Below are 24883 nucleotides of genomic sequence, written 5' to 3' on the forward strand. Positions count from 1 at the left end.
GGTTCACGGAGCCGGGGGGAGCTCCAGCGGAGCGTCCGCCGGTGCAGGTTCCGCAGGACCCCCGGTCGCCTCGGACGGCGCGTCCCCGGCGGGGGGCTCCGGCGCCGGCAGCTCTTCGGGTGCCGACTTCGGGGCGGTCTCGGGCGCGGGGGTGGTCTCGGGCGCGGGGGTGGTCTCGGGCGCGGGGGTGGTCTCGGGCGCGGGGGTGGTCTCGGGCGCGGGGGTGGTCTCGGGCGCGGGGGTGGTCTCGGGCGCGGGCGCTGCCTCCGGCGCCGGCTGAGGCGCCGACTGCTCGCTGGGTGCCGGCTCGGGCGCGGCTCCTGGCTCGGGCGCCGTCTCCGGCTCGGGTGCCGGTTCTGGCTCGGGTGCTGTCTCCGGCTCGGGCGCCGCTCCTGCCTCGGGTGCGGCTCCTGCCTCGGGTGCGGGTTCTGGCTCGGGTGCTGTCTCCGGCTCGGGTGCCGGTTCTGGCTCGGGTGCCGTCTCCGCCTCGGGCGCCGCTCCCGGCTCCGGCTCCGGCTCCGGCTCCGGCTCCGGCTCCGGCTGCTCGGCGGGTGGCGGCAGCGGCTCGGGTGCCGTCTCCGCCGACGGGCCGGGCGCCGCGTCGCGCTCGGCCGGCACCTCCGCCCCACCAGCGGGCTGCGGGGACGGCGAGGCCCCCGACTCCGGTGCCGCCTCGGGAGAGGGCCCAGGGGTGGGTGGCACCTGCTCGTCGGTCGCCGGCTCGGGGGATCCCTCGGGCTGGGGCGTGGCCTCCGGCTCGGCCGTCGCCCCGGGCACAGGTGGTGCTCCGGTCTCGGGTCCCGACTCCGTCGGTGCCTCGGAGGAGGGGATCGGCCCGGGTGGCACGTCGCCCTCCGGTGCCGGTTGCGGGCTCGGCGGTGCCTCGGTCCCGGGTGCCGGCTCCGCCGCGGACGTCCCCGCCTGCGGCGTCACCTCCGGGTCGGACGGCTCGGAGGCCGGCGGGGCCTCGGTCTCCGCTGGGGAAGCCGGACCGGGCTCGGTCTGCGGCTCCGGCACCTCGTCGAGGTCGCCGGGGGCCTCGGTCTCGGAGTCGGTCCCGACGGAGGCGGTCGTGGCGTCGCCGTCTGCGTCGATCCCGTCGACCTCGGCTGCCGTGTCGGTGGAGGCGTCCGTGGGATCGAGCTCGGTCGTGGCCTCGGTGTCGACGTCGGTCCCGTCGAGGTCGGCGGGCGTCTCGGCGGCGGGCGCGACGTCGGTGACAGCCTCGTCCTGGGCCTCCGCCTCGGGCTCGGGCGCGGGCTCGGGCTCGGGGGCCGCTGCCGGTGCCGGCTCGGGTTCGGGGCCGCTGCCGGCGCGGGCTCGGGCTGGAGGACCGGTGCCGGTGCCGGTGCGGGCTCGGGCTGGACGACCGGTGGGGGAGCAGGGACGGTGTCGGGGGCGGGTCCGGTCGGAGGCGTGGCCTCCGCGACCTCCGGGGTCCCCGGTACCCCCGCGTCCCCGTCCGTCGCCGCGGGACCCCCGCCGCCCGACTCCGGGGGCGCGGGCGCGCTCGGGGGGCTCGGTGCGGGAGGCGCGCTGTCCAGCAGTTCGGAGAAGGCCCGGACGATCCCTCCTCCGGGCGGCGCTCCCTGGAGGGCCTGCGCCAACGAGGCGACCCCCGTCCAGACCAGCAGGACGGCGGCTCCCGCCGCCGTCCGTGCCGCGCGGCCGGGGAGCCGCCGGGCCCACGTGGGTGCACCGGGGGAACGGCTCGCGCCAGGCCGCCGTCCCGCCTCCTGACGCCGGCGGGCGAGCAGCGCCGCCACGGCTCCGGCCGCGAGCAGCAGGCCGGCCCCGACGAGGAACCCGACGGTGCCCGGACCACGGGTGCCCGGAGCGGCGTCCGCGACGGCGACCGTTCCTGCCACGACCTGGGCGCCCGCGGCGACCACGGCGGAGAACAGCAGCGCCCCGGCGGCGGTCGCGACCCGCTCGCCCCGGGGGGACAGCCGGTGGGAGGCCCGCCTCGACGCGCCCGGGTGGTGGCTGACGACGGCTCGGCGGGGGAGCTCCCGGCGGAGGCCGCGCGTCGTCACACTGCCGGCGCCGCCCCGGGGGGAGCCACGTCGCCGTGCACGCATGGAGCCTCCCGGTGGTGGCGTCGGTGCGTGGTCGTCCGTCGGTCCCGTGCCGCGCCAGGATGGTGGCGCGCCGAGGGCGAGCGCAAGGAGTGCCCGACCTCCGGTCCGCCAGAGCCCTCCCGGCCGGGTCAGGTCATGTCGACGGCGATCTTGAGCTGACCCGGCCGCGGGGCGATCGCGGCGCCGAACGCGGCCTCGACGTCGGCGACCGGGTGGACGTGGGTGACGTAGGAGTCGCGCAGCTCCGGGTGCTCGGCCAGGTAGGCGCCGGCGTCGGCGAGCACCCGCCGCCGCTCCAGGGCGACCCCCGAGCGCAGCGTCAGGTTCTTGCGCAGGAACGTCATCATGTCGAACGGGTAGACCGGGTCGTCGGGGACGCCGAAGTAGAAGACCTGGCCGCCGTGGGCGACGGCGTCCAGCGCCGGCTGCAGCGTCGAGATCTGGTGCCCCACCGCCTCCACGACCACCGAGGGCCGGTCCGCGTCGGACAGCCCGGCCGCCCACCGCTCGGCGCGGGCGGTCACCGCCTCGTCGACGCCGAAGACGGACGCGACGTCGGTGCGGTCCACCGGGTCGACGCCGGTCACCCGGGCCGCCCCCCGGGCCTTGAGGACGGAGCTGAACAGCAGGCCGATGGGGCCCTGGCCGATCACCGCGGCCGTCTGCCCCGACACGTCGCCCAGCTGCTCGACGGCGTAGAGCACGCACGCCAGCGGCTGCAGCATCACCGCCGTGGTGGCCGGCAGGGAGGTGTCGAAGGAGGCCAGGCCCTCGCCGTCGGTGACCACGAGCTCGGCGAGCGCGTCGAACATCGACGCCCACCCCACGACGAGGTCACCGGGGGAGTGCCCGGGGTGCTCGCTGGCGACGACCTCCCCGACCACCTCGTGCATCGGGAAGCCCGGCGCCCGGGTGGCCCCCAGCCGTCCTCGGCGGCCGGGTGCGGCCACACGCCGCCGCGGAAGTTGGGCAGGTCGCTGCCGCAGATGGCACCGGCGCGGGGAGCGAGCAGCACGTGCCCCGGCGGCAGCGCGGCGGGGTCCGGTGCGGCGACCTCGACCTGCTCGAAGCGGAAGGGACCGCGCAGCGTCTGTGCCCACATGTGTCCTCCGTGCTGCCCCGCGTGCCGACGGGTGCGATCCGACCACACGCGGGGGAGCGCGGCGACCCGCCCGTCACGTCCGCACGGGGGCCTGCGACTCGGCCGCGGCGGGCGCGGAGCCGCCCGGCGGCACCTCCGGCTCGTCGAGGCGGCGGGCCAGCCGGCCGGGCCACCACATCCACCGGCCGACGTCGAGGGTGAGGGCGGTGACCAGCACCGAGCGCACGACGATCGTGTCGAGCAGCACCCCGAGGGCCACGGCGATGCCCAGCTGGGTGAGGAACGTCAGCGGCAGCGTGCCCAGCACGGCGAACGTCGCCGCCAGCACCAGTCCCGCCGAGGTGATGACGCCGCCGGTGGCGGACAGCCCGACCAGCGCGGCCCGACGGGTGCCGTGGTCGACGGCCTCCTCCCGCACCCGGGTCATCAGGAAGATGTTGTAGTCGATGCCCAGCGCCACCAGGAACACGAAGACGAACAGCGGGAAGGAGCTGTCGGTCGCGTCGACGCCCAGGGTCCAGCCGAAGACGAGGGCGCTCAGGCCGAGGGCGGCGCCGTAGGACAGCACCACCGTGGCGATGAGGAGCAGCGGTGCCACCAGCGCCCGCAGCAGGACGCCCAGCACGCCGAACACGACCAGCATGATCAGCGGGATCACCACGCGGTTGTCCCGCTGCGAGGCGTTCTGGACGTCGAGGTTGAGCGCGGTGTTGCCGCCGACCAGCGCCTGCCCGTCGCCGGCGTCGTCGAGCTCGGTGCGCAGCTCCCCGATGGTGGCGTAGGCGGCGGCGCTGTCGAACGGGTCGGCCAGCGCGGCCTCGACGAGCGCGGCGTCCCCGACCACCCGCGGCTCCCCGACCGAGGCGATGCCGTCGTTCGCGGCCACGGCGTCGGCGACCTCGTCGGCGGAGTCGGCCGTCGTCACCACGGCGACGGCGTTGCCCGCGACGGCGGGGAAGTGCCGGGCGGCCGCGGCGTCACCCTGGACGGACTCGGGGGATCCCCGGAAGCTCTCCGCCTGGGTCAGCCCGCTGGGGTCCAGGCGGAACACGGCGGTGCAGGCGAGCAGGAGCAGGACGCTGGTGACCACCCAGGTGGCGCGGGGGCGGGGCCGGATCCACCGGCCCACCCGGGCCCACAGCCCGGTCGCGCTCGGCTCGGCGCTGCCGAAGCTCGGCCGCACCGGCCAGAAGACCCAGCGGCCGCAGATCACCAGCAGCGCCGGCAGCAGCGTCATCAGCACCACGAGGGTCACGGCGACGCCGATCGCGGCCACCGGGCCCAGGCCCGCGGTCGAGTTCATCTGGGCGGCGACCAGGCACAGCATGCCGAGGACGACGGTGCCGCCGCTGGCCAGCACCGCGGGGCCGGCCCGGTGCACGGCCTCGGTCATGGCCTCGTGCCGGTCGGTGTGCAGCCGCAGCTCCTCCCGGTAGCGGGCGACCAGCAGCAGTGCGTAGTCGGTGCCCGCGCCGACGACCAGGACGGTGAGGATGCTCGCGCTCTGCGCGTTGACCGTGAGGTCGGCGTAGCGGGCGAGCAGGTACACGACCGCCTGGGAGCAGAACAGGGCGATGACCGCGGAGAAGATCGGCAGGATCCACAGCACCGGGCTGCGGTAGGTCAGCAGCAGGATCAGGATCACCACGCCGAGGGCCGCGAACAGCAGCGTGCCGTCGATCCCCGCGAAGGCCTCCGACGAGTCCGCCGCGCTGCCCGCGGGACCGGTGACGTAGGCGGTCAGCCCGTCCGGCCCGTCCGAGGCCTCGGCGCGGATGTCGTCGACGAGCGGGGCGATCGCCTCCCAGCCGTCCGGCCCCACGTTGAGCGGGACGACGACCTGCAGCGCCTGCCCGTCCTCGGACGGGATCGGACCCACCACGGGACCGTCGAGCGCGTCGAGCTGCCCGTACGCCCGGAGGTCCTCCTCGACCGCGGCGCCGTCCTCGGCGGTCAGCCCGTCGGTCCGCTCGTAGACGACGACCGCGGGGAGGACGTCGGGGTCCGAGCCGAGCTCGACCTGGCGCTCGAGGGCCCTCGTCGACTCGGCCTCGGACGGCAGCCAGGCCGCGATGTCGTTCTCCTGCTGGTCGGTGAGCCCGCCGGCCAGCGGGGCCGAGACGCCGGCCAGCACCAGCCAGAGGACGAGGACGACCCACTTCAGGCGCGGGTGGCTGACGCGGGATGCGAACGACCTGCCCATGGCGGGCCCTCTCCGAGAGCGCCGGGCCCCGCACCCCGGACGGCGACAGTGCGGCCCGGACGCTAGCGACCGGCGGAGGTGTCCGGCACCGCCTTTTCCGCCGCGCGACCGCCCCGGGCGGCCCGCCGGGCGCGCGCCTCGCCCCCGTGACCGCCCGTGTGCCCGCTGTGACCGGGCACCGGGACCTCCCGGCCGGGGCCCGCCTCCGGACCCGGCCTACGGGGCGGCCGGGGTCACGTCCGGGGCGGGGTCGTCGTCGAAGCGCAGCGGCTCGGTGCGCCGCGGCATGGCCGCCACGGCGACGGCGATGACCACGGCGGTGACCGCGGTGGCGAGGAAGACGCCGTGCGAGGCCGCGTGCAGGCTCTCCCGCGCGTACTCGGCGACCGCCCCGCCCTGCGACAGCGCGGCGGTCGTGCTGTCGACGTCGGTCGGGACCCGGCCCTCGAGGCCGGGCGGCGGCGAGGCGAACCGGGCGGCCAGCGTGGTGTTGGCGATGGCACCGAAGACCGCCGCGCCGACCGCCGAGCCGATCGAGCGGGCGAACATGGTGGTGCCCGTGACGACGCCGCGCCGGTCCCACCCGACGACCGACTGCACCGCGACGATCAGCGGCGAGGACGACAGCCCCAGCCCGGCGCCGGTGACGAACATGGCCAGGCCCACCTGCCACAGGTGCGCCTGCGCTCCCAGCAGCGCCGTCGCCGTCGTCCCGGCGACGGCGAGGACGACGCCGAGGAGCGCGGTGTTGCGGAACCCGGTGCGCAGGTAGAGCCGGCCGGACAGGCTCGCCGCGATCGGCCACCCCAGCGTCAGCGCCGCGAGGGCGAAACCGGCCTCCAGCGCGCTGGCGCCCAGCACGCCCTGCGCCCACGTGGGCAGGTAGGAGCTCAGCCCGATCAGCAGCGCGCCCAGGCCCAGCGCGGCGAGGTTGCCGGTGACGAGGATGCGGCGGCGGAACACCCACGTCGGCAGCACCGGCTCGGCCGCCCGGCGTTCCACGAAGCCGAACACCACGAGTAGCGCCACCGCCGTCCCCAGGACGGCGACCGAGGTGCCCGACGCCCACGCCCAGGCGTTGCCGCCCTCCAGCAGCCCGAGGATCAGCAGCGCGCACCCGGCCGACAGCAGCACGGCCCCGGCGACGTCCAGCCGCTGCGGCCGGCGCTCCACCCGCTCGGTGAACCGGCGGTGGAGCACCACCAGCGCCACCGCGCCGAGGGGCAGGTTGACCAGGAAGATCCACCGCCAGGACAGGTAGTCGCTGAAGACGCCGCCGAGCGTCGGGCCGAGCACCGACGACACGGCCCACACCGAGGCCAGGTAGCCCTGGACCCGCGCCCGCTCCTCGACGGTGTAGATGTCGCCGATGACGGTCATGCCGATCGGCTGCACCGCCCCGGCGCCGATGCCCTGCAGCGCGCGGCCCACGATCAGCGCCGGCATCGACCAGGCCAGGCCGCAGAACAGCGAGGCGGCGACGAACACCGCGATGCCGAACAGCAGCACCGGCTTGCGCCCGTAGACGTCGGAGAGCTTGCCGTAGACGGGGACGGACACCGCCTGCGTGAGCAGGTACACGCTGAACAGCCACGGGAACTGGCTGAACCCGCCGAGGTCGTCGACGACCGCCGGGACGGCGGTGGCGATGATCGTGCTGTCGAGCGCGATGAGCGCGGTGCTGAGCATCACCGCGCCGAGCACGGGCCCGCGCTCGGAGCGCAGCCCGACCGACGGGCGGGGAGGGGAGGTCACGCCGGAGCACGAACGCGGACCGGCGCGGTCCGTATTCCAGCCCCCGCGGCGACCGGCGTGTCCTCCGGCCCTGGCCCGTGGAGGAGCCGGCGGCGAGCATGGCGCGATGGCCCTCGACGTCGACCGGCTGCTGCGCCTGTGGACCGAGCCGCTGCCCGGGGGCCCGCGGCGGTGGAGGCGTTCCGTGCCCTCTACACCGACCCGGTCACGGTCAACGGCGCGGCGCTGACCGCCGGCGACCTCGTCACCCGCGCCCGGGCGCTGCAGCAGACGTTCGAGGGCGCGCAGCACGAGGTCGTCGCCGTCGTGGAGGACGGCGACCGGGTCGCGCTGGCGTTCCGCGTGGGCGGGCGGCAGGTCGGCCCGCTGGGCACCGCGGCCGGGCCGCTGCCGCCCACCGGCCGGCACGTCGAGCTGCGCGTCGTCGACGTCCTGACCCTGACCGGCGGGCGGATCAGCGACGTGTGGACGGTGGCCGACGAGCTCGGCGCCCTGGCCGCCGTCGGTGCCGTGGCGCTGGTGCCCGACGCCCTAGTGTGACCCGGGGCACGCCCGGTGCCCGCGGAGGAGGGTCGGCCGGATGCGACTGGGACTGTCCCTGGGCTACTGGGGCGCCGGGCCCGACCCGCAGGCCGCCGAGCGGGTGGCCGCGGCCGAGGACCTCGGCTTCGACTCGATCTGGACCGCCGAGGCCTACGGCTCCGACGCCCTGACGCCGCTGGCCTGGCTCGGCGCCCGCACCACCCGGGTGCGCCTGGGCACCTCGGTCGTGCAGCTGTCCGCGCGCACCCCGACGGCGACGGCGATGGCCGCGCTCACCCTCGACCACCTCTCCGGTGGCCGCGTGGTGCTCGGCATCGGCGCCTCGGGGCCGCAGGTGGTCGAGGGCTGGTACGGCCAGCCCTATCCGCGGCCGCTGGCCCGCACGCGCGAGTACGTGGCGGTGCTGCGGCAGGTGTTCGCGCGGGAGAAGGTCGAGTTCGCCGGCGAGCACTACGCGTTCCCGCACCCCGGCGGAACGGGGCTCGGCAAGCCGCTGCGCCCGACCGTGCACCCGCTGCGTGCCGACCTGCCGGTCCTGCTCGCCGCCGAGGGGCCGAAGAACGTGGCGCTGGCCGCGGAGATCGCCGACGGCTGGCAGCCGCTGTTCTACGCGCCCCGGCAGGACGGGCACTACCGCGAGGCGCTGGCCGAGGGCTTCGCCCGCCCCGGCGCGCGGCGCACCGCCGGGGACTTCGAGGTCGTCGGCATGGTGCAGGTGGTGATCGACGACGACGTCGAGGCCGCCGCCGACCGGCTGCGCCCGATGCTGGCGCTCTACATCGGCGGGATGGGCGCGAAGGGCGCCAACTTCCACCACGACGTCTTCGTGCGGATGGGCTACGCCGACGAGTGCGCCCGCATCCAGGATGCCTACCTCGCCGGGCGCAAGGACGAGGCGGCCGCGGCGGTCCCGCTGCGCCTGGTCGAGGAGGTGGCGCTGGTCGGGCCGCGCGCCAAGGTCGCCGAGGAGGCGCACCTCTGGCGGGACTCGCTGCTGACCACGATGGTCGTCGGCGGCGACCCGGCGACGCTGGCGGCGATCGCCGACGTGCTCGGCTAGGTCCGGGTCATCCCGCTGCGGCCGGCGTCCTCCGCCGCCTCCGACCGCAGCAGCGGCAGGGTCCGCCACGGCACCAGCTGCGACAGCGCGACGACGCTGGTCGAGCGCACCACCGCCGGCGACCGGTTGAGGTCGACGAGGACCTGCTGCAGCGCCTCGTGCGAGCCGGCCGCGACCCGGCAGAGGACGTCGCCGCTGCCGGTCGTCGCGTGCGCCTCCAGCACGCCGGGGATCGCCTCGAGGTCGGCGCGCACGGCCTCGATCGCGCCCTGGGCGATCTCGAGGGTGACGAACGCCTGCACGCCGAAGCCGGCCGCGGTGACGTCGACGTCGGGCCCGTAGCCGGTGACCACCCCCGACCGCTCGAGCCGGGCGATCCGGGCGGTCACGGTCGCGCGGGCGACGCCGAGCAGCCGGGACAGCTCCAGCGCGCCGGCCCGCGGGTGCTCGCGCAGCGCCGTCAGCACCGCCAGGTCGAGCGCGTCGAGGTCCGCCACGTCGTCCTCCGCTCAGCTGTACCGGCTGTACAGCCGGAACGCCGTTCCGCTGCGCGAACGGTGCAGTCCGACCAGTACGGAGGGTGATGGTTGCACAGGCCGGTGCTCCGGGAGTGGGCTGAGGCCCCCGCCGGAGGAGATCGGAGCGTCGCCGTGTCGATCGAGCAGACCCTGACCGACGAGGAGCGCCTGGCGCAGCTCGACCTCGACCAGCTGCGCCAGCTGGTCGGCCTCGTGGAGTACGACGGGTCCGCCGACCCGTTCCCGGTCTCGGGCTGGGACGCGCTGGTCTGGATCGTCGGCAACGCCGTGCAGGCGGCGCACTTCTTCCAGTCGGCGTTCGGCATGGAGCTGGTCGCCTACTCCGGGCCCGAGACGGGCAACCGCGACTCCGCCGCCTACGTGCTGCGCTCGGGCGCCGCGCGGTTCGTCGTCACCGGCGCCTACGACCCGGACAGCCGGCTGGCCGACCACCACCGGGCGCACGGCGACGGCATCGCCGACATCGCGCTCACCGTGCCCGACGTCGACCGCTGCACCGCCCACGCCCGCGCGCAGGGAGCCACGGTGGTCACCGAGCCGCACGACGTCTCCGACGAGCACGGCACCGTCCGGCTGGCGACCATCGCCGCCTACGGCGACACCGTGCACACGCTGGTCGACCGCTCCCGCTACACCGGCCCGTACCTGCCCGGCTTCGTGGCGCGCACCTCGACGCTGCAGCGGCGGCCCGGTGCGCCGAGGCGGCTGTTCCAGGCCGTCGACCACGTCGTCGGCAACGTCGAGCTCGGTGCCATGGACGCCTGGGTCGACTTCTACAACCGCGTCATGGGCTTCACCAACATGGCCGAGTTCATCGGCGACGACATCGCCACCGACTACTCCGCGCTGATGAGCAAGGTCGTGGCCAACGGCAACCACCGGGTGAAGTTCCCGCTCAACGAGCCGGCCGCGGGCAAGAGGAAGTCGCAGATCGACGAGTACCTGGAGTTCTACCGCGGGCCCGGCGCCCAGCACGTGGCGCTGGCGACCGGCGACATCGTGGGCACCGTCGACGCGATGCGGGCCGAGGGCGTGGAGTTCCTCGCCACCCCCGACTCCTACTACTCCGACCCGGGGCTGCGCGCCCGCATCGGCGAGGTCCGGGTGCCGGTCGAGGAGCTGCGCAGCCGCGGGATCCTGGTCGACCGCGACGAGGACGGCTACCTGCTGCAGATCTTCACCAGGCCGACCGGCGACCGGCCGACGGTGTTCTTTGAGCTCATCGAGCGGCACGGCTCGCTCGGCTTCGGCAAGGGCAACTTCAAGGCGCTGTTCGAGGCCATCGAGCGCGAGCAGGAGCGCCGCGGCAACTTCTAGAGGGACCCCGCTGCCCCGCCACCCGCACGCCCGCGGCGGACCCCGCAGCGGGGCCGACCAGGGAGGTCACCATGGCGTTCTACCGGCGGGTGGGCAGCGTCCCGCCCAAGCGGCACACGCAGCACCGCCGTCCCGACGGCGGCCTCTACGCCGAGGAGCTCATGGGGGAGGAGGGCTTCAGCTCCGACTCCGCGCTGCTCTACCACCGCGGGATCCCGTCCGCGCTGGTCGACGCCCGGCCGTGGGAGCTGCCCGACCAGACGCTGACCCCGAACGCGCCGCTGGTGCCGCGACACATCAAGCTGCACGACCTGTTCCCCGGGGAGGAGCACGAGGGGACCGACCCGGTGACCGGGCGGCGGCTGGTGCTGGGCAACGCCGACGTGCGGATCTCCTACGCGGTGAGCAGCCTGACCAGCCCGTACTACCGGAACGCCACCGGCGACGAGTGCGTCTTCGTCGAGCGCGGCGCGGCCACCGTGGAGACGGTGTTCGGCGCCCTGCAGGTCGGGCGCGGCGACTACGTCGTCATCCCGCGGGCCACCACGCACCGCTGGGTCCCCACCGGCGACGAGCCGCTGCGCACCTACGCGATCGAGGCCACCTCCCACATCGCGCCGCCGAAGCGGTACCTGTCGCGCTACGGGCAGTTCCTCGAGCACGCGCCCTACTGCGAGCGCGACCTGCGCGCCCCGTCCGAGCCGCTGCTCGCCGAGGGCACCGACGTCGAGGTGTACGTGAAGCACCGCGGCCCCGGCGGCCTGGCCGGCACGGTGCACGTCGTCCCCGAGCACCCCTTCGACGTCGTGGGCTGGGACGGCTGCCTGTACCCGTACGCGTTCGACGTCGCGGACTTCGAGCCCATCACCGGGCGGGTGCACCAGCCGCCGCCGGTGCACCAGGTCTTCGAGGGCACCAACTTCGTCATCTGCAACTTCGTGCCGCGCAAGGTCGACTACCACCCGCTGGCGGTGCCGGTGCCCTACTACCACTCCAACGTCGACAGCGACGAGGTCATGTTCTACGTCGACGGCGACTACGAGGCCCGGAGGGGCTCGGGCATCGGCCGGGGGTCGGTCAGCCTGCACCCGGGCGGGCACTCGCACGGCCCGCAGCCCGGCGCCGTCGAGCGCTCCCTGGGCGCGGAGGCCTTCGACGAGCTCGCCGTCATGGTCGACACCTTCCGCCCGCTCGACCTCGGCGAGGCCGGCACCGCCGGCGACGACGGGCGCTACGCCTGGAGCTGGTCCGGCCGCGGCCCGTCAGCCGGCGGCTGAGCCCGGGGCGCCGAGGCGACGGCGGAGGCGGCGGTGGTGGCGGCGGTGGCGGTGGCGGAGGCGGCGGTGGCGGAGGCGGCGGCGTAGGAGTCGGCGAGGCGGGCGAAGCCCTCCTCCAGGGTCACGGACGGCTCCCAGCCCAGGGCCTGGCGGGTGCGCCGCTGGTCGAACCAGTGCGCGGTCGCGAGCTGCTCGGCCAGGAAGCGGGTGATCGGCGGGACCTCGCGCTGCCCGGTCACCGCCCACACGCCCTCGACGGCGGCGCCGGCCGCCCAGGCCGCCCGAACGGCACGCGGCGGCGGGGCGCCGGGACCCCGGCGGCCCGGCAGAGCCGCCCGATGACCTCCGCGACCGGGCGCGGCTCGCCGTTGGACACCACCAGCGCCTCGCCGTGCACGGGCCCGCACGCGTCCACCGCGGCGACCAGGGCCGCGGCGGCGTTGTCGACGTACGTGGTGTCGATCAGCGCCGCGCCCGAGCCGATCACCGGCAGCCGGCCCGTCCGCGCCCGCTCGACGACGCGCGCCACCAGCTGGGTGTCGCCCGGTCCCCACACCAGGTGCGGCCGGACCGCCAGCACGGCCAGCGAGGGGCCGTCGGCGGCCAGGGCGTCGCGCTCGGCGATCGCCTTGGAGCGCGAGTAGCGGCCGCGCGCGCCGTCGGGGTCGGCCGGTCCGGCGCCGACCCCGGTCAGCGCCGTCCCCGCGTGCGCCACCGACGGCGAGGAGACGTACACCAGCCGGCCGGCGCCCGCGGCCCGGCACGCCCCGACGACGGCCCGCGTGCCCTCGACGTTCGCGGTGAGGTACTCCGCCCACGGGCCGGTGACGTCGACCTTCGCGGCCAGGTGCAGCACGGCGTCCTGGCCGCGGACGGCGCGGTCGACGGCGGCGCGGTCCGCGACGTCGCCGAGCACCTCCCGGCACGGGAGGCCGGAGGGCCGGCGCTGCAGCACCGTCACCTCGTCGCCGCGCTCGAGCAGCGCGGTCGCCGTCGCCCGGCCGAGCATCCCGCTCGCGCCGGTGACCAGCACCCTCACGGCCGGCGGGACCGGGCGCCGGCCAGCACCCGGGCCGCGCGCCGGGCGACCTCGCCGCGGTCGACCTTCGACTGGTGCCGGATGTCCACCGGCAGCGCGGGCACGGTCAGCACCGCGGCGACGTCGACGCCCGCGACCGACCGCACGGCGTCGGCGAGGTCCGCGTCGGCCAGCCGGGGGCGGCGGCCCGCCCCCGGCCCGCCGACGGCACGACGACGACCACGACGACCTGCGTCCCGGCCGGCCCGACGCCGACGGCCGCCGCGGCCGACACGCCCTCGAGGCGCTCGACCCGCTGCTCGATCCCGACGGGGGTCACCGGACCGGCCGCGGTGGTCACCACGTGCTGCAGGCGCCCCTCGATCCACAGCCGGCCCTCGGGATCGAGGTGCCCGACGTCGCCGGTGCGGTGCCACCCCACGTCCCGGGACGTCGCGCGCTCCAGCGCCCACAGCGCGTCGTAGCGGTCCTTGACGTGCGCGGCCTGCACGCAGACCTCGCCGGTGATCCCGGGGCGGTCGGTGGGCGCGCCGTCGGCGGACCCGTCGGACGACAGCGGGCTGACGCGCACGGACACGCCCGGCAGCGGCGTGCCCACGCAGACGCCCTCGCCCTCGCCGGCGGCCTCGATGCCGGCGAGGGAGACGTCGGCGACGGGGAGCACCTCGGTCATCCCGTAGGGCGTGTGCGCGTCGGCGGCGGGGAGCACCTCGCGCAGCGAGCGCAGCAGCGGCGCCGGGACGGGCGCGCCGGCGGACATCAGCAGCCGGACCCGCCCCAGGGCCTCCCGCTGCCCGGCCGACAGGTCCGCCGCGGTGGCCGCGACCCGCCGCAGCGCCGCCGGGGAGGCGAAGACGACCGTCGCCCCGACCGCGGCCGCGGCGTCGGCCAGGGCGGCCGCGGTGAGCGACCCGGGGGCGGTGACGTCGACGTCGGGGACCGCCGACCCGATGCCGAGCGCGGGCCCGAGGATGGCGAACGGCGCGAACGCCGCCACCAGCCGGTCTGCGGGCGTCAGGGCGTAGGCCGAGCGCACCAGGGCGGTCTGGGCGGCGGCCTGGCGGTGCGTGTAGACCACGCCCTTGGCCGGGCCGGTGGCCCCGGAGGTGAACAGCACGGCGCAGTCGTCGTCGACCGGGACCTCGGCCGGCACGGGAGCCGAGCGGCCGAGCGCCTCGAGGTCGTCGAGGGTGTGCGCGGCGCCGCGGGCGCGCGGGCCCGCCGCGATCCGGAGGCCGGGCAGGCCCATCAGCCGGGCGGCGGCCAGCCCCCTGCCGGTGCCGATGACGGCGTCGACCGCTGCGCTGCGCAGGGCCCGGCGCATGCCGGCGAACCCGAGGCCCTTGTCCGCCACGACCACGACGCCACCGGCGCGCCAGACCGCGTAGACCGAGGCGGTGAGGTCGGCCGAGGGCTCCACGAGCAGCGCCACGCGGTGCCCGGGACGGACGCCGGCCGCGGCGAGCCCGGCCGCCAGGTGCCGCACCCGCGCGGCGAGCGCCGACCAGGTCACCGTCGTGCCGCCGACCTCGACGACGGCGGCCGCGTCGTCGCCGGCCCGCTCCTCCAGGGCCGACCACAGGCGGCCCGCGGCGGTGCCCACCGGGCGGGCCGGTGCGGCAGGGGTCCCCAGGTCGGTCACCCACTGCGCCACGGCCTGCGCGTACTGCGGCGCGTCCTCGGGGAGCAGGTGGGAGGCGCCCTCGTAGCGGTGCAGCCGGGCCTGCGGGAGGCGGCCGCGCAGGTCGGTCAGGTACCGCTCGCCGAACACGGGGTCGCGCGGCCCCCACAGCAGCAGCGCCGGGACGTCGAGGTCGCGGATGCCCTCGGCGATGGCCTCCTGGGCCGCGCGGGAGGGGTGCCCGGGCGAGAACGGGATGTCGGCGACGAAGTCGCCCACCGACCGGCGCCGCGCGCGGGTGCGGTACGGCGCGGCGAACGCCCGCCGCACCTCGGCGGGCAGGGCCGGGCGGGACAGCGCCGTCGTCGCCCGGACGAACACCGGTGTGCCGACGGTGACCGCCGCGCGGACGCCGGGGGCGTCGGCGGCGCGGATGAGCACGGGGCCCCAGTCGCCCTCGGGCATCGCGACGGCGGTGTTGCACAGCACGACGCCGCGCAGGTCCGCGCGGTGCTCCAGGGCCCAGCCCAGGGAGATGACGCCGCCCCAGTCGTGCCCCACGGTCACCACCGGCCCGGTGACGCCGAGCGCCGCGGTCAGGTCCCCGAGGTCGGCGACCCGCTGCCGCAGCGGACGCGGCGAGCCCAGCCGGTCGGACCACCCCATGCCGAGCTGGTCGGGGGCGACCACCCGCCACCCGGGCGGGGCGGCGGCCAGCAGCCGGCGCCACAGGTAGGACCACGTGGGGTTGCCGTGGACGCACAGCAGCGTGCCCACGGGGTCGGTCACGCCGTTGTCGAGGACGTGCCAGGTGTGCTTGGTCCCCGTGGCGTCGGCGACGGCGAGCGTGCGGGACCAGGCGGGGTCCAGGCCGGGCAGGGCCGGCGGGGAGCCCGCTGCGGGCTGTGCCGCCGTGGACTGTGCCGCTGTGGGCAGTGCCGCGGTGGGCAGTGCCGCTGGGGAGTCCGCCGTCACCAGGCGAGCTCGAGGCAGGAGACGTTGAGGCCCGAGCCGATGCCCATGAGGAGCACGCGGTCACCGCCGGAGAGGGAGTCCTGCTGGCCGGCCAGCGTGTAGGGGACCGACGCCGGGCCGAGGTTGCCGCGCACGGGGAACGTCGTCGGCACCAGGGCGGGGTCGATGGAGAAGCGGTCGCACATCGCCTGGGTGTGCACCTTGGAGACCTGGTGGACGATGTAGCGGTCCATCCCGCCGGCCCAGTCCACCTCGCCCGCGGCGTCGGCCCACATGTCCTGCGACAGCGCCAGGCCGGCGTCGAGCAGGCCCTTGAGGTCGGTGCGCATGAGGTCGTTGTCGCCGACGCACAGCTCGTGGTGCTCGGTGCCCGCCCGGCTGACCGACGCGACGAGGCGGTGGCCCTCGGGGTGCCGGTCGGCCCGGCCGAGGACCATGGCGACGGCGCCGGAGCCCAGCGTCAGGGTGGCGAACTGCGCGATCACGTCCTTGGACGTCGTGCCCGGCTCGGCGAGCCGCTCGAGGGTGCGCTCCTGCACCGGCCGCGAGTCCTCGCCGTTGACGACGAGCGCGTACTCGACCATGCCGGAGTCGATCATCGCGGCGGCGAGCTCCATGCCGTTGACGAAGCCGAGGCAGGCGTTGGTGACGTCGAAGTTCTGGCAGGAGCGCGGCAGGCCGAGCGCGTGGTGCACGGCGACCGCGGTCGAGGGCTCCAGGTACCTGCGGCTGACCGACGTGTTGACCATGAGGCCGATGGCGGCGGGGTCGACGCCGCTCTCGCTGATCGCCTTGGCGCCGGCCTCCGCCGCGCCCTCGACGAACGTGACGCCCTCGCCCCACCAGCGGCGCTCGCGGATGCCGGCCAGGCGCTCGAGCAGCCCGGGACGCAGCCCCACGCGCCGGTAGGTGTCGGCGAGTGCGTCGTCGAGCGCGTCGGAGGTGACGACCCGGCTGGCGTCGGCGGTCTGCAGTGCCAGGACGGCGGTGTTGCCGAACCTGTGGATGGCGTTACCGCCCATGTGCGGGGTTCCCGTCCTCGGGGCGGCGTCCTGCTGCGCCGCCGTCATCTGGGAGCAACTACCCGACCGGCTTCCGGCCATTCCGCCGGTCCGGCTCCTGCGCCCGGCGCGGTCGCGGGATCACTGCACGTGAGGCGCCGCGGGCCGCCGGGCGGGGCGTCAGGCGGGCTCGGGCACGCCTCCCGGGTCGCCGCCGGGGTCCTCCGGGGTCGCCTCGACCGGCGCCGGCGGCAGGGGCTCCGGTGCGTCGGGGAGGAGCTCCGCGGGGTCGTCCGGCACCGGCTCGGTGGGGTCGATCTGCGGATCGGGCTCCGGCAGTGGTGCGACCATCCGTCGAGTCAACCAGCGCGCCGCCCCGCGCGGGAAGCCCGCCCCCCTCGACGGACAGCGCCCGGACCCCTTGCCGCGGGCCCCTGGCCCGCCGACCATGCACTCCCGGACCGTCGACGAGGACGGGATGCCATGCAACCGGACCACACGACCCCGCACTCCACGTCCGCCCACGGGCGGCACCGCCGGAGGCGGGCCCGCCGGCTGACGATCGCGCTCGGCCTCGGGCTCGTGCTCGTCGCCGGGGCCGTGGTCGCCGGCCTCCTGGTGCTCGGGGGCTCGCCCTCCTCCGGTGACCGGGCGGACGCGGCGGCGACGTCGACCGGAGCGGCCGCCGGGCACGCCGGGCACGGGGGAGGGGAGCCCACGACGTCGGCCCCGGCCACCTCGTCGGGCCCCCGACACCGGCGGCCAGCGGGGCCACCCCGGGCCTGGGCGCGGCCCTCCCGGTCGGCCCGGCGCCCCACCACGTGGCGCTCGCCCCCGACGGCGGCTTCGCCTACGTCGCCGACAGCGACCTCGGGGCGGTGCTCCGGCTCGACCCCGCCTCGGGCGCCGTCGACGCCACGATCCCGATCCCGGAGGCGCCGCCGCAGCTGGTGACCTTCGCCCCCGACGGGCAGCGCGCCTACGTCTCGGCCTACGACGAGACCTTCGCGACCAACTACGTCGTCGTCGTGGACACCGCCATCGACCGGCCGGTCATGGCCGTGCCGGTGGGCCGGGGGCCGTACGCGATGGCGACCGGCCCGGACGGGCGCCTGCTCTACGTGCCCTACTACGACGAGGACCACCTCGACGTCCTCGACACCGGCACGCTGGCCCTGGTGCACCGGATCGACGTCGCGCCGTCGCCGCACTGGGTCGCCTTCACGGCCGACCGGCGGTTCGCCTACCTCACCAACCACTTCTCCGACGTGGTGACGGTCCTGGAGCTCGACGGGCACCGGGTGGTGACGACGATCCCCGTGGGCGAGGGGCCGCACAGCATCGAGACCTCGCCCGACGGCACCCGCCTCGCGGTCGTGAACTACGTCAGCGACGACGTCTCGCTCATCGACCCGGCGACCGACACCGTGGTCGGCACCGTCCCGGCGGTGGGCGCCGGGCCGCAGGACGTCACCTGGGCGCCCGACGGCCGCCACCTGTACACCGCGAACGTCGACGACGGCACCGTCGGTGTGGTGGACGTGCAGTCGGGCACGGTGACCGCGCGCATCGCCACCGGGGACAGCCCGACGAGCGTCGCGGTCACCCCGGACGGGAGCCGTCTGCTCGTCACCAACTTCGGCGACGGCACCGTCCGGCTGCTCGACGCCGCCGGCGGCTGAGCGCCGGGACCGGGCCTCAGCCGACCTCGAGGACGTCCCAGGGCCGCCCGGTCCAGGGCTCCCGGCTGGAGCTCACCCGGAGCCGGCCGGGCTCGGCCTCGACGAGCTCGCCGAAGACGGTCGCGAAGACCCGGCCGTCCTCCTCGTGGCGCACGACGAGGGCGCCGGGGTCGTCGGCCGGGGGCGCGGCCCGGACCAGCCGGCGCCACGCCTCGGGACCGTCGGCCGCGGCGAAGGCGGGCAGGTACCGCTCGGTCTTGCGGTCCTCGGGCCCGCCGGAGGTGACCATCGTCGTCCCCTCCGGGTGCCGGGTCTCGGCCAGCCGCTCGCCGTCGAAGTCCCAGGTGACGAGCTCGCCGGGCGACGCCACCACGAGCAGGAAGGAGGCCATGCCGGCGGGGTCCACGTGCGCGCGCCAGTCGGTGCCGTGGACGGCGGCGAGCAGCGGCAGCACCCCCGGCTGGGCGCCCCGGGGTCGGCGTCGCGCTTGTGCGGCCGGTTGAGCACGAGCGCGGTCGCCCCGGTGGCGATCCGGCTCGCGCACCACGTCCCCCCGGCGACGCGGTCGCGGCCGCCGACGACGTCGGGGGAGTCGGGCCACCAGCGGCCGGGGTCGTCGAAGGGCCGGGTGGTCAGCTCGTCGCGCAGGGCGAGGACGCGGACGGGCTGTCCCGCGGACCAGCGGACGACCACCGTGCACATGACCGCATCCTCCACCGCCCCGCCGGACGACGGGGTTCCGCTCACCGACGGCGCCCGTGCCGCGACGCAGAGCAGCGACGTCAGGAGGGCCTCCGGCACCGTGAGCGGAGCACCGCCGCTGGCCCCCGGGTGCGGGATCGTCGTCGCGTACCGATGGCCCGACTGCACCCGGCACCCCGGCCCCGCGGACCGCCGGCCCGGCCGGAGCGAGGAGACGGATCGCCATGTCCCGTTCGACCGACGTCGCGCCCGGCGCCCACCGCGCGGACCGCGGGACCCCCGACCCCGCCGACGACGTCCTCCCCGGTTCCGGCGGGCGTCCGAACCTCTCGGGGGACCTCGACGCCATCCTCGTCAGCCCGCCGGACTTCCGTCGGCGCTCGCTCGGCTACGACCGGCTGCAGGTGGACAACTACGTGGCCTGGGTGGAGGCGGAGCTGCAGAGCAGCCGCCGCGAGACCGAGGACGTGCTGGAGCGTTACGGCCGGTGCTCCGCCGAGCTGGCGCTGGCCCGGCAGCAGCTCGCCCACTCGGCCGCCGGGCAGGAGATGGTCCACCTGACGGAGCGGATCGGGGCCATGCTCCAGCTGGCCGCCGACGAGGCCGCCGAGGTCACGGCCACCGCCCGGGCCGAGGCCGAGCGGCTGCAGGCCGAGGCCGAGGCCGACCGGGCGCGGGCGGCCGAGGCCCTGGAGCGGATCGGCGCCGAGCGTGCGCGCCTGGCCGCCGAGGCCGCCCAGGAGCGCGCCCGCCTGGACGCCGAGGCCGCGGAGCGCCGCGACCGGCTGGACCGCGAGGCCGCCGAGCGCCGTGACCGCGAGGCGCGCGAGGCCGCCGAGCGGATCGCGCAGCAGGACGAGGCGGCGCGCGCGGAGCGTGAGGCGGTGACGGCCGCGGCCGACGAGCACCTGGCACGGGTCCGCGACGCCGTCGCCGAGCTCGAGGGCCGCCAGGAGGCCGTCCGCGCGTCGCTCGCGCGGATGGCCGACCGGCTCGACGACGCCCTCGCCGAGCTGACCACGACCCTGCCGGCGGCGGGCCTGCGGCTGGAGCCGCCGCACCGGGCCGCCTCCTGACCCCGCCCCGCGATCCGCTTCCACCCCGACCGCCGGGTCCGGGCGGCTCCCCGTGCCCGGGCGGGGGAACGGGTGCCCCGCCGTCGCTAGGGCTCTCCGGCGTGCTCCCGCCGAGCCGACCTCCGCTCGAGCTGCGCGTACGTGAGGGTGGTGTCCCACCGGTGCCCGCACGTCGCGCTCAGGCACTTCCAGTCGTCGATCAGCACCAGTCGTTCCATGTCCGTGCGCCACAGGTGGAGGACCTGCCCGCACGCGCACTCGGGACACCGTTCCACGAAGACCACCGACTCGTCCCCGGCCGTCAGACGGCACGTGAGAGTTCCCCCGGGCCCGGGAGGACCGCTCCCGGACGTGCCCGCCGGCACCGGCGCCTCGGCCTCGGCCCCGCCCCACGGCAAGGGTGCGCCCGCCCGGCGTCCCGCGCCACCGCACCCGTCGTCGACACCGGTCCGGGGCGGGGTGCTCTCCGCCTCCCTCGTGGCGGTCGGGCGGCCGCTGGTCACCCCGCGCGGGGAACCCCCGCCCGCCCGCCCGTCCCGTCGAACGCCTCCGGGTGCACCCGTGCCCGGGCCAGGAGCCCGATGTAGGCGACGTCGACGACGAAGCACAGGACCCCCAGCGTGAGGACGAACGGGGAGCGCTCGTGCACGCCGAAGACGACCGTCGGGGCGGCGGTCCCGATCCACTTCGCCACGGCGATGGTCAGGGACTGGCCCCGCGGTCCGCCGCGCGCGACGAACACCGCGACGAACAACCCGGACATCAGCAGGTTCTGCAGGAACGCGGTGTAGCGCGCCGCCTGGGGGAAGCCGAACTCCGTGACGAAGGCCCACTGGACGACGAAGGCGGTGGCGAACAGGCCGGCCGCGCCCCACCCGAAGACGGCCCGGGTGACCCAGGACGGGAACTCGGCGCGGCCGTACCGCAGGAAGGTCCAGACGATCACCAAGTCCGCGAGCGCCCAGACCACGGTGACCCACGCCTGCAGACCCGGCTCGTTCCTCAGGCCCCACACCGAGTAGATCGACTCCCAGGCGACGTTCAGCGCGAGGGCCGCCACCGGCAGCGCGTACGTCCGCTGCGTGAGGCCGATCCGGATCGCCTCGACGTACACCACGGTCCAGGCGATCCCGCTCACGGCGGTGAGGAGGGGGATCACCGGAGGTCACCGCCGGGGCCGGCGCCCGATCCTCGACCCCAGCCAGGTGAGCGGGTCGTAGCGGCGGTCCACCACCCGTTCCTTGAGCGGGATGATCCCGTTGTCGGTGAGGTGGATGCCCTCGGGGCAGACCTCCGAGCAGCACTTGGTGATGTTGCAGTAGCCCAGGCCGAACTCCTCCTGGGCGGCGTCCCGGCGGTCACGGACGTCCAGCGGGTGCATGTCCAGCTCGGCCAGCCGGATGAGGAAGCGCGGCCCGGCGAAGGCGGCCTTGTTCTCCTCGTGGTCACGGATGACGTGGCAGGTGTCCTGGCAGAGCCAGCACTCGATGCACTTGCGGAACTCCTGGGGCCGGTCGACGTCGACCTGCTGCATCCGGTGGTTGCCGTCGGGGTCGCGCGGCCGGGGGGTGAACGCCGGGACCTGCGCGGCCTTCTCGTAGTTGAAGGAGACGTCGGTGACCAGGTCGCGCACGACGGGGAACGTCCGCAGCGGGGTGACGGTCACCGGCTCGTCGGGGGCGAACGTGTTCATGCGGGTCAGGCACATGAGCCGCGGCCGGCCGTTGACCTCCGCGCTGCACGACCCGCACTTGCCGGCCTTGCAGTTCCACCGCACGGCGAGGTCACCGGCCTGGGTGGCCTGCAGGCGGTGGATGACGTCGAGGACGACCTCGCCCTCGTTCACCGGGACGGTGTAGGTCCGCAGCTCCCCGCCGGTGGCGTCGCCGCGCCAGACGCGCAGGGTGGCGTCGTACCCGCCGCCGTTCCCGCGCGAGCCCTCGTCGACCGCCCCGAGGGTCGGTTCCCCCACCTCGGTCACGGCTGCTCCTCGAAGACCTCGGCGAGCTCCGGCGGCATCTGCGGCAGCGGCTGCCGGGTCACGCCGACCCCGCCGTCCGCCGTCCGCGTGCAGACCAGGTTGGTGCGCCCCCACTCCGGGTCGGGGGCGGGGAAGTCGTCACGGGTGTGCCCGCCGCGGCTCTCCTCGCGCTCGAGCGCCGCGCGGGCGATGCACTCGCTGACCAGCAGCAGGTGCGGCAGGTCCAGGGCCAGGTGCCAGCCGGGGTTGTACTGCCGGTGCCCCTCGACCGACAGCGCCGCGACCCGCTCCCGCAGTGCGGCGATCCGGGCGAGCGCCTGCTCCACCTCCGCCGCGGTGCGGATGATCCCCACCAGGTCGTGCATCGTCTGCTGCAGCTCCGCCTGCACCGCGTAGGGGTTCTCACCGCCCTCCCGCTCGAACGGCGCCAGGGCCGCCCGGGCCGCGTCGGCCAGCGACTCCTCGACGAGGGCCACCAGGCCGGCGCGCTTGCGGGCGTGCTCGGCGGCGGCGGTCCCGGCGCGGCGGCCGAACACGAGCAGGTCCGACAGCGAGTTGCCACCGAGCCGGTTGGACCCGTGCATCCCGCCGGCGACCTCGCCCGCCGCGAACAGTCCCGGCACCCGGGCGGCCGCGGTGTCCGGGTCGACCTCGACGCCGCCCATCACGTAGTGGCAGGTCGGGCCGACCTCCATGGCCTCGGCCGTGATGTCGACGTCGGCCAGCTCCTTGAACTGGTGGTACATCGACGGCAGCCGCCTGCGGACGTACTCCGCCGGGCGGCGGCTGGCGATGTCGAGGAACACCCCGCCGTGCGGGGAGCCGCGGCCGGCCTTGACCTCGCTGTTGATGGCGCGGGCGACCTCGTCGCGCGGCAGCAGCTCGGGCGGGCGCCGGTTGTTCTTCTTGTCCTCGTACCAGCGGTCGGCCTCGTCCTCGGTCTCCGCCGTCTCCTTGCGGAAGAAGTCGGGGATGTAGTCGAACATGAACCGGTTGCCGGCCGAGTTGCGCAGCACGCCGCCGTCGCCGCGCACGCTCTCGGTGACGAGGATGCCGCGCACCGACGGCGGCCAGACCATCCCCGTCGGGTGGAACTGGACGAACTCCATGTTCACCAGCCCGGCACCGGCCTGCAGCGCCAGCGAGTGCCCGTCGCCGGTGTACTCCCAGGAGTTCGAGGTGACCTTGTACGCCTTGCCGATGCCGCCGGTGGCCAGCACGACTGACGGGGCCTCCCAGGCGACGAAGCGCCCCGACTCCCGCCAGTAGCCGAACGCCCCGGTGACGCCCTCGGCGTCGGTCAGCACCCGGGTGACCGTGCACTCCATGAACACGTCGACGCCGAGGGCCACGGTGCGCTGCTGCAGGGTGCGGATGAGCTCCAGGCCGGTGCGGTCACCGACGTGGGCCAGCCGGGCGTAGCGGTGGCCGCCGAAGTCGCGCTGGCTGATCAGACCGTCGGGGGTGCGGTCGAACAGCGCGCCCCAGTCCTCGAGCTCGCGCACGCGGTCGGGCGCCTCCTGCGCGTGCAGCTGGGCCATGCGCCAGTGGTTGAGCATCTTCCCGCCGCGCATGGTGTCCCGGAAGTGCACCCGCCAGTCGTCCTCCGGGTAGGCGTTGCCCATCGCCGCGGCGATCCCGCCCTCGGCCATGACCGTGTGCGCCTTGCCCAGCAGCGACTTGCAGACGACGGCCGTGCGCGCCCCGTCCTCGTGCGCGGCGATCGCCGCCCGCAGACCCGCGCCGCCGGCCCCGACCACCACGACGTCGTAGGCGTGCCGTTCGAACTCCATCAGAGGCGCTCCGTCGTCAGAAGAACCGGGGATCGGCGATCGTGCCGGTGGCCAGCAGGAGGACGTAGAGGTCGGCGAGGGCGACGCCGAACAGCGAGATCCACGCGAACTGCATGTGCCGGCCGTTCAGCCGGGAGACCAGCGTCCAGGCGCGGTAGCGCAGCGGGTGCCGGGAGAAGGAGTTGAGCCGGCCGCCGACGACGTGCCGGCAGGAGTGGCACGACAGCGAGTACAGCCACAGGAGGGCGGCGTTGGCCAGCAGCACCAGCGTGCCCAGGCCCATGTGCCCCCACGCGCCGGTCTCGTCGCGGAAGGCCAGGACGGCGTCGTAGGTGAGGACGACGTTGAACAGCAGGCCCAGGTAGAAGAAGTACCGGTGCGCGTTCTGCCCGAGCAGCGGCAGCCGCGTCTCGCCCGTGTACCGCCGGTGCGGCTCGGCCACCGCGCACGCCGGCGGCGAGAGCCAGAACGACCGGTAGTAGGCCTTGCGGTAGTAGTAGCAGGTGAGCCGGAAGCCGAGCGGCACGACGAGGATGTAGATCGCCGGGGAGATCCAGCTCGGCCCGGTGAACAGCTCCGGGAACGTGTCGCCCTCGCAGCCGGTGGTCAGGCACGGCGAGTAGAACGGCGAGATGTAGGGCTCGGAGAAGTAGTGCGCGTTCTGGAACGCCCGGAACGACGAGTAGGCGACGAAGGCCACCAGCGCCACCACGGTCAGCAGGGGCTGCAGCCACCAGCGGTCGGTGCGCAGGGTCCGTGCCGCGATCGCCGCGCGCCGCGGCGCGGGACCGCCGTCGCCGCGCCCGGCCGAGGTCGCCCCGGTCCCGCGCGGGGCGGTGGTGGTCACCGCCGCGTGCGGCCGGACCCGCCGATGCCCTCGTCGTCGCCGTCGCCGTGGACGGCCGCGAACGGCTCGTGCACCGCCCGGCGCGGGACGCCGCACAGCAGGTCGAGGTCGTCGCGCAGCCGGGCGACGTCGATCCTCAGCCGGCGGGCGTCCAGGGTGTTCCCGGAGTGGCGGGTCAGCGACGCGCACGCCCGTTCCAGCGCGTCCACCGCTCCGCGAGCCGCCGCCACGTCCTGCTCGAGGGACATCGCTGCCTCCAGACCCCGCCGGCGCTGGCTGAGACGGGCAG

The 24883-nt window shown here is 76.1% G+C and carries 22 protein-coding genes and 1 pseudogene; 6 read left to right on the forward strand and 17 right to left on the reverse strand.

All coding sequences use genetic code 11. The features are described 5' to 3' along the window. Positions 1-2209: 2209 nt before the first annotated feature. The 3 genes from JD79_RS16180 to JD79_RS16190 form a co-directional block, all read right to left on the reverse strand. Positions 2210-2974: a zinc-binding dehydrogenase gene (locus JD79_RS16180; protein ID WP_211308010.1), complete on the reverse strand. Its 765-nt coding sequence runs from the start codon at positions 2972-2974 to the stop codon at positions 2210-2212. A gap of 282 nt (positions 2975-3256) precedes the next feature. Further along, on the reverse strand, positions 3257-5386 hold the full coding sequence (locus JD79_RS16185; RefSeq protein WP_110006358.1) for an MMPL family transporter: 2130 nt from the start codon (positions 5384-5386) through the stop codon (positions 3257-3259). Positions 5387-5602: 216 nt separating this feature from the next. Continuing rightward, the gene (locus tag JD79_RS16190) at positions 5603-7141 is read right to left on the reverse strand and encodes an MDR family MFS transporter (RefSeq protein ID WP_211308011.1); all 1539 of its coding nucleotides are present in this window, start codon (positions 7139-7141) and stop codon (positions 5603-5605) included. A gap of 171 nt (positions 7142-7312) precedes the next feature. On the opposite strand from JD79_RS16190, the gene JD79_RS16195 reads away from it, so the two are divergent. Then, complete coding sequence (locus JD79_RS16195) at positions 7313-7681, forward strand: ester cyclase (protein ID WP_211308012.1); 369 nt, start codon at positions 7313-7315, stop codon at positions 7679-7681. A 40-nt stretch (positions 7682-7721) separates the two neighbouring features. Beyond that, positions 7722-8744 carry an LLM class F420-dependent oxidoreductase gene (locus JD79_RS16200; protein ID WP_110006359.1) on the forward strand — a complete coding sequence of 341 codons (1023 nt, stop codon included), beginning with the start codon at positions 7722-7724 and terminating at the stop codon, positions 8742-8744. On the opposite strand, the gene JD79_RS16205 is transcribed toward JD79_RS16200, so the two are convergent. Continuing rightward, complete coding sequence (locus JD79_RS16205; RefSeq protein WP_110006360.1) at positions 8741-9241, reverse strand: Lrp/AsnC family transcriptional regulator; 501 nt, start codon at positions 9239-9241, stop codon at positions 8741-8743. The two genes, JD79_RS16200 and JD79_RS16205, sit on opposite strands and share 4 nt — an antisense overlap. A 153-nt stretch (positions 9242-9394) precedes the next feature. Between JD79_RS16205 and hppD the strand changes: the two genes are divergently transcribed. Both hppD and JD79_RS16215 read left to right on the forward strand, forming a co-directional pair. Further along, positions 9395-10600, forward strand: coding sequence for a 4-hydroxyphenylpyruvate dioxygenase (gene hppD, locus JD79_RS16210; protein ID WP_110006361.1), 1206 nt, complete (start codon positions 9395-9397; stop codon positions 10598-10600). 71 nt (positions 10601-10671) lie between these two features. Next, entirely contained in the window at positions 10672-11877 is a 1206-nt protein-coding gene (locus JD79_RS16215) for a homogentisate 1,2-dioxygenase (protein WP_110006362.1), read from the forward strand. On the opposite strand, the gene JD79_RS23890 is transcribed toward JD79_RS16215, so the two are convergent. From JD79_RS23890 to JD79_RS22770, 6 genes are all read right to left on the reverse strand, one after another. After that, positions 11832-12125 carry a hypothetical protein gene (locus JD79_RS23890; protein WP_245900149.1) on the reverse strand — a complete coding sequence of 98 codons (294 nt, stop codon included), beginning with the start codon at positions 12123-12125 and terminating at the stop codon, positions 11832-11834. The two genes, JD79_RS16215 and JD79_RS23890, sit on opposite strands and share 46 nt — an antisense overlap. After that, positions 12113-12916, reverse strand: coding sequence for an NAD-dependent epimerase/dehydratase family protein (locus JD79_RS16220; protein WP_245900150.1), 804 nt, complete (start codon positions 12914-12916; stop codon positions 12113-12115). The genes JD79_RS23890 and JD79_RS16220 overlap by 13 nt, the downstream gene beginning before the upstream one ends. Then, a complete protein-coding gene (locus JD79_RS23895; RefSeq protein ID WP_245900151.1) occupies positions 12913-13062 on the reverse strand; it encodes a hypothetical protein in 150 nt (49 codons plus the stop codon). Before JD79_RS23895 ends, JD79_RS16220 begins: the two co-directional genes overlap by 4 nt. Further along, positions 13023-15512 carry an alpha/beta fold hydrolase gene (locus JD79_RS16225; protein WP_245900152.1) on the reverse strand — a complete coding sequence of 830 codons (2490 nt, stop codon included), beginning with the start codon at positions 15510-15512 and terminating at the stop codon, positions 13023-13025. Before JD79_RS16225 ends, JD79_RS23895 begins: the two co-directional genes overlap by 40 nt. Continuing rightward, on the reverse strand, positions 15509-16534 hold the full coding sequence (locus JD79_RS16230; protein WP_110006363.1) for a 3-oxoacyl-ACP synthase III: 1026 nt from the start codon (positions 16532-16534) through the stop codon (positions 15509-15511). Before JD79_RS16230 ends, JD79_RS16225 begins: the two co-directional genes overlap by 4 nt. Before the next feature lie 159 nt (positions 16535-16693). Continuing rightward, entirely contained in the window at positions 16694-16864 is a 171-nt protein-coding gene (locus tag JD79_RS22770; protein WP_170149239.1) for a hypothetical protein, read from the reverse strand. Between the two features lie 431 nt (positions 16865-17295). Between JD79_RS22770 and JD79_RS16235 the strand changes: the two genes are divergently transcribed. Continuing rightward, the gene (locus JD79_RS16235) at positions 17296-18195 is read left to right on the forward strand and encodes a YVTN family beta-propeller repeat protein (protein ID WP_342767679.1); all 900 of its coding nucleotides are present in this window, start codon (positions 17296-17298) and stop codon (positions 18193-18195) included. Positions 18196-18211: 16 nt separating this feature from the next. On the opposite strand, the gene JD79_RS23900 is transcribed toward JD79_RS16235, so the two are convergent. Together JD79_RS23900 and JD79_RS23905 are read right to left on the reverse strand one after the other, a co-directional pair. Next, complete coding sequence (locus JD79_RS23900) at positions 18212-18649, reverse strand: hypothetical protein (protein WP_245900153.1); 438 nt, start codon at positions 18647-18649, stop codon at positions 18212-18214. Positions 18650-18705: 56 nt separating this feature from the next. Then, positions 18706-18897, reverse strand: a pseudogene (locus JD79_RS23905) (NRDE family protein); the annotation flags it as partial. A gap of 224 nt (positions 18898-19121) precedes the next feature. On the opposite strand from JD79_RS23905, the gene JD79_RS16245 reads away from it, so the two are divergent. Beyond that, the gene (locus JD79_RS16245; RefSeq protein WP_110006365.1) at positions 19122-19973 is read left to right on the forward strand and encodes a coiled-coil domain-containing protein; all 852 of its coding nucleotides are present in this window, start codon (positions 19122-19124) and stop codon (positions 19971-19973) included. A gap of 499 nt (positions 19974-20472) precedes the next feature. Here the strand turns inward: JD79_RS16245 and JD79_RS16255 are convergent, their stop codons facing one another. The 5 genes from JD79_RS16255 to JD79_RS16275 are packed head-to-tail and all read right to left on the reverse strand — an operon-like array spanning position 20473 to position 24842. Beyond that, positions 20473-21132, reverse strand: a complete 660-nt coding sequence (locus JD79_RS16255; protein ID WP_110006367.1) for a transmembrane-type terpene cyclase — start codon at positions 21130-21132, stop codon at positions 20473-20475. Positions 21133-21138: 6 nt separating this feature from the next. Next, positions 21139-21954 carry a succinate dehydrogenase/fumarate reductase iron-sulfur subunit gene (locus JD79_RS16260; protein ID WP_245900155.1) on the reverse strand — a complete coding sequence of 272 codons (816 nt, stop codon included), beginning with the start codon at positions 21952-21954 and terminating at the stop codon, positions 21139-21141. After that, a complete protein-coding gene (locus JD79_RS16265; protein WP_211308013.1) occupies positions 21951-23747 on the reverse strand; it encodes a fumarate reductase/succinate dehydrogenase flavoprotein subunit in 1797 nt (598 codons plus the stop codon). The genes JD79_RS16260 and JD79_RS16265 overlap by 4 nt, the downstream gene beginning before the upstream one ends. 16 nt (positions 23748-23763) lie before the next feature. After that, on the reverse strand, positions 23764-24594 hold the full coding sequence (locus JD79_RS16270) for a hypothetical protein (RefSeq protein WP_110006369.1): 831 nt from the start codon (positions 24592-24594) through the stop codon (positions 23764-23766). Further along, on the reverse strand, positions 24591-24842 hold the full coding sequence (locus tag JD79_RS16275) for a hypothetical protein (RefSeq protein WP_110006370.1): 252 nt from the start codon (positions 24840-24842) through the stop codon (positions 24591-24593). Before JD79_RS16275 ends, JD79_RS16270 begins: the two co-directional genes overlap by 4 nt. Positions 24843-24883: the final 41 nt, after the last annotated feature.

Origin of the sequence: Geodermatophilus normandii (assembly GCF_003182485.1) — a bacterium.
GTDB classification, from domain to species: Bacteria; Actinomycetota; Actinomycetes; order Mycobacteriales; family Geodermatophilaceae; genus Geodermatophilus; species Geodermatophilus normandii.

What these genes read in the sequence shown, in the direction of transcription:
- JD79_RS16275 (WP_110006370.1), bottom strand. Translation starts at nt 24,842, where the DNA reads ATGTCCCTCGAGCAGGACGTGGCGGCGGCTCGCGGAGCGGTGGACGCG.
- JD79_RS16245 (WP_110006365.1), top strand. Translation starts at nt 19,122, where the DNA reads ATGTCCCGTTCGACCGACGTCGCGCCCGGCGCCCACCGCGCGGACCGC.
- JD79_RS16185 (WP_110006358.1), bottom strand. Translation starts at nt 5,386, where the DNA reads ATGGGCAGGTCGTTCGCATCCCGCGTCAGCCACCCGCGCCTGAAGTGG.
- JD79_RS16215 (WP_110006362.1), top strand. Translation starts at nt 10,672, where the DNA reads ATGGCGTTCTACCGGCGGGTGGGCAGCGTCCCGCCCAAGCGGCACACG.
- JD79_RS16265 (WP_211308013.1), bottom strand. Translation starts at nt 23,747, where the DNA reads ATGGAGTTCGAACGGCACGCCTACGACGTCGTGGTGGTCGGGGCCGGC.
- JD79_RS16180 (WP_211308010.1), bottom strand. Translation starts at nt 2,974, where the DNA reads ATGCACGAGGTGGTCGGGGAGGTCGTCGCCAGCGAGCACCCCGGGCAC.
- JD79_RS16200 (WP_110006359.1), top strand. Translation starts at nt 7,722, where the DNA reads ATGCGACTGGGACTGTCCCTGGGCTACTGGGGCGCCGGGCCCGACCCG.
- JD79_RS16230 (WP_110006363.1), bottom strand. Translation starts at nt 16,534, where the DNA reads ATGGGCGGTAACGCCATCCACAGGTTCGGCAACACCGCCGTCCTGGCA.
- JD79_RS22770 (WP_170149239.1), bottom strand. Translation starts at nt 16,864, where the DNA reads ATGGTCGCACCACTGCCGGAGCCCGATCCGCAGATCGACCCCACCGAG.